The sequence below is a fragment of the Rhizobacter sp. genome (assembly GCF_031412495.1).
GTDB lineage: Bacteria > Pseudomonadota > Gammaproteobacteria > Burkholderiales > Burkholderiaceae_C > Schlegelella_A.
In genome coordinates this window covers 1-12,572 of sequence record NZ_JANODC010000492.1, presented here as the reverse complement: position 1 = coordinate 12,572, position 12,572 = coordinate 1, and the positions used below count along the sequence as shown (strand labels likewise).

11 protein-coding genes are annotated in these 12,572 nt (G+C 71.1%); 6 read left to right on the top strand and 5 right to left on the bottom strand.

The genetic code is table 11. The features are described from left to right. Positions 1–236: 236 nt before the first annotated feature. Complete coding sequence (locus AC30N0_RS18465; protein ID WP_489519348.1) at positions 237–1,079, bottom strand: enoyl-CoA hydratase-related protein; 843 nt, start codon at positions 1,077–1,079, stop codon at positions 237–239. A 15-nt stretch (positions 1,080–1,094) separates the two neighbouring features. Between AC30N0_RS18465 and AC30N0_RS18460 the strand changes: the two genes are divergently transcribed. The 3 genes from AC30N0_RS18460 (at position 1,095) to AC30N0_RS18450 (ending at position 4,442) form a co-directional block, all read left to right on the top strand. After that, positions 1,095–1,955, top strand: coding sequence for an alpha/beta hydrolase (locus AC30N0_RS18460; RefSeq protein WP_489519347.1), 861 nt, complete (start codon positions 1,095–1,097; stop codon positions 1,953–1,955). Then, a complete protein-coding gene (locus AC30N0_RS18455) occupies positions 1,952–3,445 on the top strand; it encodes a M20 family metallopeptidase (protein WP_489519346.1) in 1,494 nt (497 codons plus the stop codon). Before AC30N0_RS18460 ends, AC30N0_RS18455 begins: the two co-directional genes overlap by 4 nt. A gap of 124 nt (positions 3,446–3,569) precedes the next feature. After that, on the top strand, positions 3,570–4,442 hold the full coding sequence (locus tag AC30N0_RS18450) for a PEPxxWA-CTERM sorting domain-containing protein (RefSeq protein WP_489519345.1): 873 nt from the start codon (positions 3,570–3,572) through the stop codon (positions 4,440–4,442). Between the two features lie 45 nt (positions 4,443–4,487). Here AC30N0_RS18450 and AC30N0_RS18445 read toward each other — a convergent pair whose 3' ends face one another. Then, complete coding sequence (locus AC30N0_RS18445) at positions 4,488–6,152, bottom strand: NAD(P)/FAD-dependent oxidoreductase (RefSeq protein ID WP_489519344.1); 1,665 nt, start codon at positions 6,150–6,152, stop codon at positions 4,488–4,490. 22 nt (positions 6,153–6,174) lie between these two features. Next, positions 6,175–7,242 carry an aminoglycoside phosphotransferase family protein gene (locus AC30N0_RS18440; RefSeq protein WP_489519343.1) on the bottom strand — a complete coding sequence of 356 codons (1,068 nt, stop codon included), beginning with the start codon at positions 7,240–7,242 and terminating at the stop codon, positions 6,175–6,177. A gap of 336 nt (positions 7,243–7,578) precedes the next feature. On the opposite strand from AC30N0_RS18440, the gene AC30N0_RS18435 reads away from it, so the two are divergent. From AC30N0_RS18435 to rsmA, 3 genes are read left to right on the top strand one after another with little or no spacing between them, the layout of a single operon-like run. After that, on the top strand, positions 7,579–9,858 hold the full coding sequence (locus AC30N0_RS18435) for an LPS-assembly protein LptD (protein ID WP_489519342.1): 2,280 nt from the start codon (positions 7,579–7,581) through the stop codon (positions 9,856–9,858). Continuing rightward, entirely contained in the window at positions 9,851–11,152 is a 1,302-nt protein-coding gene (locus AC30N0_RS18430) for a peptidylprolyl isomerase (RefSeq protein WP_489519341.1), read from the top strand. Before AC30N0_RS18435 ends, AC30N0_RS18430 begins: the two co-directional genes overlap by 8 nt. Before the next feature lie 21 nt (positions 11,153–11,173). Next, positions 11,174–11,983 (top strand): 16S rRNA (adenine(1518)-N(6)/adenine(1519)-N(6))-dimethyltransferase RsmA, encoded by an 810-nt coding sequence (gene rsmA, locus AC30N0_RS18425; RefSeq protein ID WP_489519340.1) that lies wholly within the window; start codon positions 11,174–11,176, stop codon positions 11,981–11,983. On the opposite strand, the gene AC30N0_RS18420 is transcribed toward rsmA, so the two are convergent. Together AC30N0_RS18420 and AC30N0_RS18415 are read right to left on the bottom strand one after the other, a co-directional pair. Continuing rightward, positions 11,980–12,132, bottom strand: coding sequence for a hypothetical protein (locus tag AC30N0_RS18420; RefSeq protein ID WP_489519339.1), 153 nt, complete (start codon positions 12,130–12,132; stop codon positions 11,980–11,982). The genes rsmA and AC30N0_RS18420 overlap by 4 nt on opposite strands. Positions 12,133–12,173: 41 nt before the next feature. Continuing rightward, positions 12,174–12,569: a barstar family protein gene (locus AC30N0_RS18415; RefSeq protein WP_489519349.1), complete on the bottom strand. Its 396-nt coding sequence runs from the start codon at positions 12,567–12,569 to the stop codon at positions 12,174–12,176. Positions 12,570–12,572 lie beyond the last annotated feature (3 nt).

Here is a 12,572-nt window from a genome sequence, read left to right as displayed (position 1 = left end):
GGCTGAAGCGGCTGCTGCGGCAGGCCTTCGACCACGACCTGGCCAGCCAGCTGGAGGCCGAAGCCGAGCAGTTCCGGGCCAGCACGCGAACACGCGATTTCGCGGCCGGGATCGCCGCCTTCCTCGACAAGAGCCCGCCTCGCTTCGAAGGCCGCTGACCCGGCCTCGCCGTTCGGCGCCACGAGGGCCGGGCGCCCGGCGGCCCCCGCGTGGCGAAGGCGTCACCCTCTCGGCCGTCAGAGCGGGCCTGCGCCGCTCAGCGCCTCGAACGTCGCCGGCCCCTTCGCCTTCCACGCCGCGATCGCCGTTGCCATCTCGCCGGTGTCGAAGATCGCGCTCTGCAGCAGCGTCATCTGCTCGAGCGCGGCGGTGGTCGAGTGGTCGCGGGCATGGTTGAGGGCCAGCTTGCTGCCGGCGATGGCCAGTGGCGACTTCGCGGCGATCGTCCGCGCCAGGGCCAGGGCCCGCTCGTGCAGCGCGCCGATGTCGGGCAGCACGGCGTTGACCAGGCCGACCTGCAGCGCGCGCTCGGCACCCAGCCGCTCGCCGGTGTAGGCCATCTCGCGGGCGACGCCCTGCGGGACCAGCTTCGGCAGGCGCTGCAGGACGCCGAGGTCGGCGGCCATGCCGATCGAGATCTCCTGCACCGTGAAGAAGGCATCGGCGCTGCACAGGCGGATGTCGCAGGCGGTGGCGAGATCGAGCGCGCCGCCGATGCAGCCGCCCTGGACGGCGCAGACGACGGGGAAGCGCGCTTCGTCGAGGGCGCTGAAGCAGTCGATCAGGCGCGCCAGCGAACGCTGGAAGGCCAGCCGCTCGCGCGCGGTGCGCACCGATAGCATGAGATCGTCGCCGGCGAAGACCTCGAGCGCCATCCCGGCCGAGAAGTGCTTGCCGGTGGAGGAGATTACGAGGGCCCGCGTCTTGCCGGCGTCGTCGAGGCCGCGGACGGCGTCGCGCACGGCCGGGAAGAACGCCGGCGTCATGGTGTTCCATCGCTCGGGGCGGTTCAGCGCAAGATGGGCGACGCCGTCGTCGTGCTGCGCAAGCTGGAAGAATTCTTTGCTGTCGCTGATCATGGCAGGGGGTGTGGGATGGAGCCGACGATTCGAACGCACGACGGCCTGGCGCTGCACGGCCGCCGCTGGCCCGCGGGCGGTGGCCGGGGCACGATTGTCATCGTGCACGGGCTCGGCGAGCACGTCGGCCGCTACGCGCACGTCGCGGCCAGCCTCAACGCGCGCGGCTGGGCTGTCGTCGCCTTCGACCAGCGCGGCCACGGCGCGAGCGAAGGCGAGCGCGGCCGGCTCGGCGCCGCCGACGACCTACTCGCCGATCTCGCGCCGGTGCTCGACCGGGTCCACGCCGAGGCGCCCCCGCGCCTGGTCCTGCTCGGGCACAGCATGGGCGGGACGGTCGCGGCCCGCTTCGTGGCGGGCGGACTCGAGTCGCCGCGGCCGGGCTGGTACCGCCCCGTCGACGCGCTCGTGCTCTCGTCGCCGGCCTTGGCGACAAGCATGTCGATGGCGCAAAAGGCGATGCTCGCGACGCTCGGCCCGGTGACGCCGAACCTGGCCGTCGGCAACGGCCTGAAGCCCGAAGGGATCTCGCGCGATCCGGCGGTGGTGGCGGCGTACGTGGCCGACCCGCTCGTGCACGACCGCATCGCGCCGCGCCTGGCCCGCTTCATCGTCGACGGCGGCGACACGGCCCGCGCCATGGCGCCGCGCTGGACCGTGCCGACGCTGCTGCTCTACGGCGGCAGCGACCGCATCGTCGCGCCGGCGGGCAGCGCCGCCGTCGCGGCGGCAGCGCCGGCCGGCGTGGTCACGACGCACGCGTTCCCGGCTCTCTTCCACGAGATCTTCAACGAGCCCGAGCAGGCGCAGGTGCTGCAGGTGCTCGGCGACTGGCTCGATACACTGACTCACTCCCCCAAGAGGAACCCGCCATGAATGCTCGCGACCCGCTGCAACCGATCCAGCGCGACGAAGCGGAGGCCATCGGCCGCTTCGCCGAGCGCGCCTGGGACGAGGAGATCGTTCCGCAGATCACCGACTACATCGCCATCCCGGCGAAGAGCCCGGCCTTCGACGCCGACTGGCGCGCCAACGGCTTTCTCGACCGCGTCGTCCGCGACGCCGCCGCCTGGGTCGAGCGGCAGAAGGTCGCCGGCCTCCGGCTCGAGGTGATTCGCCTCGAGGGCCGCACGCCGGTCATCTTCTTCGAGGTGCCGGCGACGCGGCCGGGCGGCAACAACCAGGACGCGCAGACGATCTGCCTCTACGGCCACCTCGACAAGCAGCCGGAATTCAGCGGCTGGAAGGCGGGCTTCGGACCGTGGACGCCGCGCTACGAAGGCGGCCTGCTGTACGGCCGCGGCGGGGCCGACGACGGCTACGCGATCTACGCCGCCATCACCGCCATCCAGGCGCTCGACCGGCAGGGCATCGCCCGCCCGCGCTGCGTCGGCCTGATCGAGACCTGCGAGGAAAGCGGCTCGTTCGACCTGCCGGTCTACGTCGACGCCCTGAAGAACCGGCTCGGCCGCGTCGGACTCGTCGTCTGCCTCGACAGCGGTGCCGGGAGCTACGACCAGCTCTGGCTCACGACCAGCCTGCGCGGCAACATCACCGGCACGCTGAAGGTCGAGATCCTCACCGAGGGCGTGCATTCGGGCGACGCGAGCGGGCTGGTGCCCTCCAGCTTCCGCATCCTGCGCCAGGTGCTCGACCGGCTCGAAGACGCCAAGACCGGCCGGCTCCTGCCCGAGAGCTTTCACTGCGCCATTCCTGCCGACCGTATCGAGCAGGCGAAGGCGACGGCGCAGATCCTCGGCGACGAGGTGTGGAAGCGCTTCCCCTGGGCCTGCGGGGCGGACGGCGGCCCGACCCTGCCCACGACCACCGACCCGGTCGAGGCGCTCATCAACCGGACCTGGCGGCCGACGCTCAGCGTCACCGGCGTCGACGGCTTTCCGGCCCTGAAGGACGCCGGCAACGTGCTGCGCCCGGCCACCGCCTTCAAGCTGAGCCTGCGCACGCCGCCGCTCGTCGACGGCAACATCGCGGCCCAGACGCTGAAGAGGCTCCTCGAGGACAACGCGCCCTACAACGCCAAGGTCACCTTCCACACCGGGGCGCAGGCGACAGACGCAGCCGGCGGCACCACGGGCTGGAACGCGCCGGAGCTCGCACCGTGGCTGGCGAGCGCGCTGGATTCCGCTTCGCAGGCGCACTACGGCGCTCCCTGCGGCTACATCGGCCAGGGCGGGACCATCCCGCTGATGTCGATGCTCCAGCAGAGCTTCCCGGCGGCGCAGATGATGGTCTGCGGCGTCCTCGGCCCGAAGAGCAACGCGCACGGCCCGAACGAGTTCCTGCACGTGCCGTATGGCAAGAAGCTCACGGCCGCAGTGGCACAGGTGATGGCGGCCTGCCCCTGAGGGCGCTTGACGTCGGCGCCGGCCCCATGAACGCGGGATGTCACCGCGGGCACCCGGGGTGCATCGTTGCATCCGTTACACGCCTTTGCCTGGGTTTGACGCCCTCCCGATGTCGAGGATTCCAATGCCTGCCACCTCTTTTTACGCGCGTGCGAATCTGTGCGCTGTCGCCCTGGCATTCGCCTGCACCGTCAGCCTGCCGGCCGCCGCGGCGCAGACCATCGTGCCGCAAAGCGCGCTGACGCCGTCCGGCCAGTACTACACGGACATGATCGGCGGCGGCATCGGCGACGTCGTCGTCATGACGGGCGGCGGCAACGCCGCCGGCGTCGGCGTGGCGAGCGGGCGCAACGACGACGGCTTCAGGGGCCCGATCGACTTCGGCTACACCCTCAGCTTCTTCGGCACGAACTACACCCAGTTCTTCGCCAATAACAACGGCAACATGAGCTTCGGCAACGGCATCTCGGCGTACGAGCCAACCGGGCCGACCGGCGTCAACCAGCCGATCATCTCGATCTGGTTCGGCGACGTCGACACCCGCGGGAGCTCGAGCGGCGTCCTGCGCCTGCGCAACGACATCGCCAACCAGACGATCCTGACCTGGGACAACGTGGGCCGCTACAGCTCGCGCAGCGATCTGCTCGACAGCTTCCAGATGGTGGTTCGCGGTACCAACTACGTGATCCCGGTGGGCGAGGGGCAGATCGGCTTCTTCTACAAGGCGATGCCCTGGGAGGCCACCGACACCAGCCAGACCGCCGCCGTGGGCTTCGGCAACGGGTCGGGCGACTCGGTGGTCCTGCAGGGCTCGAACACGGCGGGCCTCAACACGGTGGTCGCCAACCACTACATCTGGTTCAACCAGAACCTTGAGCCGATCCCTCCAGTGGTCAGCGCCGTCCCCGAGCCCGAGACCTACGCCATGCTGCTGGCGGGCCTGGGTCTGGTCGGGGCGATGGCGCGGCGGCGCCAGCGTCGGTCGGCCTTGGGCTGAGCCGAGCGCGCGGCACCCGGACGGAGCCGGGTGCGTCGTTCGCCCTCAGTCGCCGCCGGCCATCGCCATGGCCACCGCTTCGGCGGTTTCGATGCCGTCGACCGCCGCCGACATGATTCCGCCGGCGTAGCCCGCGCCCTCGCCGGCCGGGTAGAGGCCGCGCACGTTGAGGCTTTGCCGGTGGTCGCGACCGCGCGGGATGCGCAGCGGCGACGAGGTCCGCGTCTCGACGCCGGTGAGTACGGCGTCGCCGATGGCGAAGCCGGCAAGCTGGCGCTCGAAGGCCGAGATCGCTTCGCGGATCGCCTCGATGGCGTAGCGCGGCAGGCTCTCGTTGCCCGCAGCGGCGAGATCGGTCGGGCGCACGGCGGGCGTGTACGACGGCAGGACGGCGCCGAAGGCCGTCGAGGCACGGCCGGCCAGGAAATCGCCGACGCGCTGGCCGGGCGCGGCGTAGTCGCCGCCGCCGAGCACGAAGGCACGCGATTCCCAGAACCGCTGGAAGGCGATGCCGTCGAGCGGATGCACGGGGCCCTGCGCGCCGGGATCGGCGCGCACATCGTCCGGCACGAGACCGACGACGATGCCGGCATTGGCGTTGCGTTCGTTGCGAGAGTACTGGCTCATGCCGTTGGTGACGACGCGGCCGGGCTCCGAGGTGGCGGCGACGACGGTCCCGCCCGGGCACATGCAGAAGCTGTAGACCGAGCGGCCGTTGCCGGCGTGGTGGACGAGCCGGTAGTCGGCGGCGCCGAGCAGCGGATGCCCGGCGTGGACCCCGAAGCGGGCGCGGTCGACCAGGCCCTGGGGGTGCTCGATGCGCAAGCCGATCGAGAACGGCTTCGCCTCCATCGCGACGCCGCGTTCATGCAGCATGGCGAAGGTGTCGCGGGCGCTGTGCCCGAGCGCGAGCACGACCTGCGCCGCCTCGATCCCGCTGCGCTCGCCGCCGCACTCGACCGTCACGCCGCGCACCGCGCCGCCTTCGATCGCCACGTCGACCACGCGCGTCGCGAAGCGGACCTCGCCGCCGAGGCGCTCGATCTCCGCGCGCATCTTCTCGACGACGCCGACGAGGCGGAAGGTGCCGATGTGCGGCTTGGCGACGAAGAGGATCTCCTCCGGCGCGCCGGCCTGCACGAACTCGTCCAGGACCTTGCGCGTGAGATGGCGCGGGTCGCTGATCTGGCTCCACAGCTTGCCGTCGGAGAAGGTGCCGGCACCGCCCTCGCCGAACAGCACGTTCGACTCGGGCTCGAGCACGCCCTGCCGCCACAGGCGCCAGGTGTCGCGAGTGCGCTCGCGCACCGGCTTGCCGCGTTCGAGGACGATCGGGCGAAGACCCATCTGCGCCAGCACGAGCGCAGTGAACAGGCCGCAGGGTCCGAAGCCGACGACCAGCGGCCGGGCCGATGCGGCACGGGCGGCGACGGCCCGGGCATCGGCGACGAAGCGATAGCGGGTGTCCGGCGCGGCGCGGACATGCGGGTCGGTCGCGTGCGCGGCGAGCACCGCCGCTTCGCCTTCGACCTCGCAGTCGACCGTGTACACGAAGACGATCGCGGCCCGCTTGCGTGCGTCGTGGCCGCGCTTGACCACCTTCAGGCTGCGCAGCGCCGCGTCGGCAAGGCCGAGCTTAGCCAGCACCGCCCGGCGCAATGCCGCCTCCCCGTGCTCGAGCGGCAGGCGGAGCTCGGTCAGGCGCAGCAAGGCCGCACTCCGCCCGGCCGGTTCAGTGGAAGGCTTCGATCCGCGTCGCGCCCATCAGCGGCTCGAGCAGGCGGGCCAGCGGCCGCAGCGGCGCATAGCGGGTCGCCGTCTTGTGGGCATAGGCGAAGAAGCGCGGCAGGTCCTCGCTGTAGGCGGGCTTGCCGTCGCGATGGCGCAGGCGCGCGAAGATGCCGAGCACCTTCAGGTGCCGCTGCAGGCCCATCCACTCGAGGCTGCGCCAGAACTCGCCGAAGTCGGTGCCGACGGGCAGGCCGGCATGCCGAGCGGCATCCCAGTAGCGGACGGCCCAGTCCAGCTCCTCCTCCTCGCTCCACGAGATGAAGGCGTCGCGCAGCAGCGACGCGAGGTCGTAGGCGATCGGCCCCGAGACCGCATCCTGGAAGTCGAGGATGCCGGGGTTCGGGTCGGCGACCATGAGGTTGCGCGGCATCCAGTCGCGGTGCACCGCGACCCGCGGCTGGGCCAGCGCGCTGGCCACGAGCAGGGCGCACGAGGAAAGCCCCGGCTCACCCGCGGACTCGGTGCAGGCGACCCCGCAGTGCGCCACGACGCACCACTCGGGGAAGAGGGCAAGCTCGCGCCGCAGCAGGGCATCGTCGTACGGCGGCAGGCCGTCTGCCGGCACGCGCAGCTGCCAGATCAGCAGGGCGCCGATGGCGTCGCGCATGAGCGACTGCACGCGGCGGGAATCGTCGCCGGCGACGGCTTGCTGCAGTACCCGCAGGTAGAGCTGGTCGCCAAGGTCGTCGAGGAGGAGAAAGCCGTTCGCGACGTCGGCCTCAAGGACGCGCGGCGCGTTCAGCCCGGCACCGGCGATGAGCCCGGCGACGTGCACGAAAGGCCGCACGTCTTCCTGCGGCGGCGGCGCATCCATCACGACCACGGTGCCACCGCCGGCCCGGTCGGCACGGAAGTAGCGCCGGAAGCTGGCATCGCTCGACGCCGGTCGCAGGCTCGCCGGTTCGATGCCGTGGCGCGGCGCGACGGCATCGAACCAGGCCGCGAACGCGAGCGAACGGGAGGGATCGGCCCAGTCGATGCGGGGGGGCGGTGTGGTCGGGGAAGTCAAAGCGGGAAGGCCTCGGGCGGTGCCGTCGGCGGCAGGCCTCGTGGATAATCGATTCTACAAATCGATGCTCAGGCCTGCGAGGCGCGGCATCGACTTTGCCGGGGGCGCCCACTCGCGCACACCGGATCCCCCACCCCCAGCCTGCTTCGCCTGCCCCGCCCAGTGCGTCGAGCCCCCGCCCACCGCCGCCCCCCCTTTGCCCGAACGGATGGACGCCTGCGGACCGGCCTGCTGGGCGCCCTGCTCGGCTCGTTTGCAGGGGCGACCCCGGCGCAGCCGACGGCCGCGACTCCGACACCCTCCGGTGCCACCGCGATCGAACGGGCCGCCGCGCCCGTGCCCCCCGCGAGCGCAGCGTCGGACCCCGTCTCCGGCATTGCCCTTCGCGGCGCCGACACCTTGCAGGCGCCGCCGCGCGGCGATGCAGCGCGGCAGCTGCCGATCATCCTGCGCGCCCGCGAGCTGCGGGCCCGGCCCGACCTCGACGCGCAGGCGAGCGGCGAGGTCGAGTTCCGCCGCGGTGCGGTCGTCATCCGCGCCGACCAGCTGAACTACGACCATGCCGAAGACATCGCCCGGGCCACCGGCAACGTCGTCGTGAGCCGCGACGGCAACGTCTTCAGCGGGCCCGAACTGCAGCTGCAGGTGGAGCGCTTCCAGGGCTTCTTCCGCGAGCCGACCTACCGCTTCGCGCGGACCGGCGCCGGCGGCAAGGCCAGCCGCGTCGAGCTGATCGACGACCACCGCGCGATCGCCGTCGACGCCACCTACTCCAGCTGCATCGCCGAAGGCGACCAGGAGGAGCCGGTCTGGATCATCAAGACGCGCGAGCTGCGCATCGACAACGAGACGAACGAAGGCGTCGCTCGCGACGCGGTTCTGCGCTTCTACGGCGTGCCCATCCTGGCCTCGCCGGTGCTCAGCTTCCCGCTCACGGATGCACGCAAGTCCGGCTTCCTGCCGCCGAGCTTCGGCCTCGACAGCCGAAGCGGCTTCCAGGCAGCGATTCCCTACTACTGGAACATCGCGCCCAACCGCGACGCCACGTTCACGCTGTCGCAGAGCACGCGGCGCGGTCCGGCCCTGGACACGGAGTTCCGCTACCTCGAGCCGCGCTTCGCCGGCGAAGTGGCATACAAGATCATGCCCCGCGACGCCGAGGCGGATCGCTCCCGCTATTCGCTGCGCCTCGACCACGAAGGGCTGCTCCCGTACGACGCGTTCACGCAGCTGAAGGTCCTGCGCGTCTCCGACGACGACTACTGGAAGGACTTCCCGCGCGAGCTGAGGACGCCGACGCCGCGGCTGCTGCCGACCGACCTGCTCGTGTCGCGGCCCTTCGGCGACTGGACCAGCTACGCCCGCGCCGTGCGCTGGCAGGTGCTGCAGACCGACGACCCAACCACGCGCATCGACTCGCCCTACGAGCGCGCGCCGCAGATCGGCGCCCGCTACGACATGCCCTGGCGGAGCGGCCTGCAGGTGGCCTTCGAGACCGAGTTCAACCGCTTCACCAACCCCGACGACAGGTATGTGGGGAACCGGCCGACGGGGCTGCGCCTGCACGCGCTGGGCAGCCTCAGCCGCCCCTTCCTGAGCCCCGGCTGGGCCCTGACGCCGCGGCTGTCCTTCAATGCCGCCTCGTATTCGCTCGACCGCATCGCCGCGGGCGAGCGGCGTACGGCGACCCGAGTCGTGCCGACGCTCAGCGTCGACAGCGCCTGGACCCTGGTGCGGCCGGCCCGCTTCTTTGGCCGCGACGTGACGCAGACGCTCGAGCCCCGGCTCTTCTACGTCAACACGCCCTACCGAAAGCAACTCGACCTGCCGAACTTCGACGCCGCGCCGAAGGACTTCAACTTCGACTCGATCTTCACGGAAAACACCTTTTCCGGCGTCGACCGCATCTCCGATTCGCACCAGCTGACGGCCGGCGTGACCTCGCGCGTGCTCGATCCCAACACCGGGGTCGAGGCCCTGCGCGTGGGCATCGCCCAGCGCTACCTGTTCCGCGACCAGCGCATTACCCCAGACGGCACGCCGCTCGAGCGACGCTTTTCCGACGTGCTGATCCTGGGTTCGACCACCCTGGTGCCGAACTGGACCTTCGACGCCGCGGCCCAGTACAACCCCGACAGTCGACGCATCGGTCGTTCGGTGGCCGCGGTTCGCTACTCGCCCGGTCCCTTTCGCACCGTCGGCCTGGCGTATCGCCTGTCGCGCGGGCTGAGCGAGCAGGTCGAGTTCGGCTGGCAGTGGCCGGTCTACGGCCCGACGCCAAGCGCGCGCGGCACGACCGAAACGGCGGCGGCGAGAAACTGCAAGGGCACGCTGTACAGCGTCGGCCGCGTCAACTACAGCACCCGCGACCGGCGCCTGACCGACTCGATCGCCGGCTTCGAATACGACGCCGGATGCTGGATCGGCCGCATCGTTGCCGAACGGCTGTCCACCGGCCGCAGCGAAGCGACGACCCGACTCCTGGTCCAGTTGGAACTCGTCGGTCTGTCCCGGCTCGGATCGAATCCGCTCAGGGTCTTGAAGGACAATGTGCCGGGCTATCAGCTGCTGCGCGAGGAGCGCACCACGATCACACCGTTCACCCCGTATGACTGACCTCCATCTTCCGTGCCGGCGCGCACTCGCGGCTCTGGCGATCGCCCTGGCCGGCTCCTGCGCCTCGGCCCAGACCGGCGACTACATCGTCGCCGTGGTCAACCAGGAGCTCGTCACAGCAAGCGAGCTGCAGCAACGGCTCGCCCGCATTCGCGAGGAGGCGGTGCGCAACCGGACGCCGCTGCCGGCGCCTCCCGTGCTGCGCCAGCAGGTGCTCGATGCGCTGATCGACGAGCGGGTGCTCGTCACCAACGCGCGCGAGTCCGGCTCGCGGATCGACGAGCCCGAGATCGACCGGGCCGTGGCCAGCGTCGCGGCGCAGAACCAGATCACGGTGGCCGAGCTGCGCGAGCGCCTGCGCCGGGAAGGGATCACCTACAACCGCTTTCGCGACGGCATCCGCGACCAGATGATGGTCGAGCGCGTCCGCGAACGCGAGGTCGTGAACCGGATTCGCGTCACCGACGCCGAGGTCGATGCCTGGCTCGAGGCGCGGCGCGGCGCGTCGCGGGGCGAGCCCGAGCTCAACGTGGCGCAGGTGCTTGTCACGGTCCCGGAAGGCGCGAGCGAGGCCGTGGTTTCCGAGCGCCGCGAGCGCGCCGCGTCGGCGCTGCGCCGCATTCGCGCCGGGGAGGCCTTTGCCACCGTCGCCCGCGAGCTCTCGGAAGACGGCAACCGGGCCCAGGGCGGCGAGATCGGCCTGCGGCCGGCCGGCCGCCTGCCCGATCTCTTCGTCCGGGCGGTTCTGCCGCTGAAGCCGGGCGAAGTCACCCCCGAGCTGCTGCGCAGCGGTGCCGGCTTCCATGTCCTCAAGCTCGTCGAGCGCAAGGAAGCGCCGGCCTTCAGCGTCGGCCAGACGCGTGCCCGCCACATCCTGCTCCGCCCTTCGGTCGAGCTCACCACCGAGACCGCGGCACGGCGGCTGGCCCAGTTCAAGCGCGAGATCGCGGCCGGCACCCGCACCTTCGAGGCGCTTGCGCGGGAGAACTCGCAGGACGGCAGCGCCGCCCAGGGCGGCGATCTGGGGTGGTCCTCGCCTGGGTCCTTCGTGCCCGAGTTCGACGAGGCCCTGGCCGAGCTTCCCGTCGGCGGCATCTCCGACCCGGTGGCGACGCGCTTCGGCGTGCACCTGATCCAGGTGGTCGACCGCCGCCAGGTCACGCTCGACGAGCGCCAGCAGCGCGAGCAGGCCCGCAACGTCCTCCGCGAGGAGAAGTTCGAGGCCGCCTATGCCGAGTGGCTGCGCGACTTGCGCGGGCGCGCCTACATCGAGTTGCGGGACCCGCCGCAGTAGCGGCTCGCCCTGCCCACGCCCTTGCCCCCGTTCGCCCGCAAGCGCTTCGGGCAGCACTTCCTCGCCGACGACGCGGTCGTGCACCGCATCGTCGGCGCCATCGACCCGCTGCCCGGCCAGGCGCTGGTGGAGATCGGCCCCGGCCGTGGCGCGATCACGGTGCCGATCCTCGCGCGCTGCAGGCAGTTAACCGTGATCGAGCTCGATCGCGACCTCATCGCCCGCCTGCGGCGAACGCCCGGCCTCGAGGTGATCGAGGCCGATGCGCTCGCGGTGGACTTCTCGATTCTCGCCGGCCCCGCGGGGAGCGGCGGCAAGCTGCGGGTGTTCGGCAACCTGCCTTACAACATCTCCACGCCGATCCTCTTTCACCTGCTCGAGTCGGCCGAGCGCATCGAGGACCAGCACTTCATGCTGCAGCGCGAGGTCGTCGAACGGATGGCCGCGGCGCCCGGTGGCAAAGACTACGGCCGCCTCAGCGTCATGCTGCAGTGGCGCTATGCCATCGAGTCGCTGTTCGACGTCGCGCCGGAGGCCTTCGCTCCGCCGCCGCGAGTGTGGTCGTCGGTCGTCCGCATGAAGCCGCTGCCGCACACCGGTGGCGTCGACCGCGCGCTGCTCGCCGAGATCGTCTCGGTCGCCTTCTCGCAGCGTCGCAAGCTTCTGCGCCACACACTCGGCCGCTGGCTCGAAGCCCGCGGCGGCACCGCGCCGTTCGACGTGCAACGACGTGCCGAGGAGGTCGCGGTGCAGGAATATCTCGATCTCGCCGCGGCGATGGGCCGGCAAGCGCTGCCGGCCACGCCGCCGCCCCGCCCGACCTCAGGTTAGGCGGCGGTCAGCCACATCGCGGTATCGAAGGCGCTGCTCATGAGCGGCATGTTCGCTCCGAAGCTGCCGTTGGCGGCCGTCTTGGCCGCGGTCTTGACCGGCTTGTCGCTGCCGGTCCCGTTGTTGTTGCTGCTGACGCCGGGGGCCACTTCCGTCGCCCGCTCCCATGACCCTGATTCTTGGGAGCGGGCTACTGAAAAGAATAGAAGCACCTGAACGGGATCTTCCGCTCCGCCCAGAAATCCGCGGCATCGCGGAACACGTCGAGCAACTGCTCTCGCGCCTCGCGGTCGAAGCGAGGGTTGTCCGGAAGCTGCTCCAGGACGACGACGAAGCCGGGCTGTTGCCCTGCCTTGTGGACGAGGTCCGTCATGCAGTCGAACAGCGCGTCGAGGTTCTTGCCGAAATGCGCCGGGAACAGGAACGCCTCGGCAATGGTTTCCAGGACTTCCTGCTTGGACTGGGCGTCGGTCAGGTTGGCGTACAGGAAGTGCTGCTCGGCATGGCGCGCCGCCTTCTGCAGGTCATCGACCCGGTAGGCCCGGATCGATTGCACGATGTTTGGACGGACTGTCTGCAAGAGCATGTC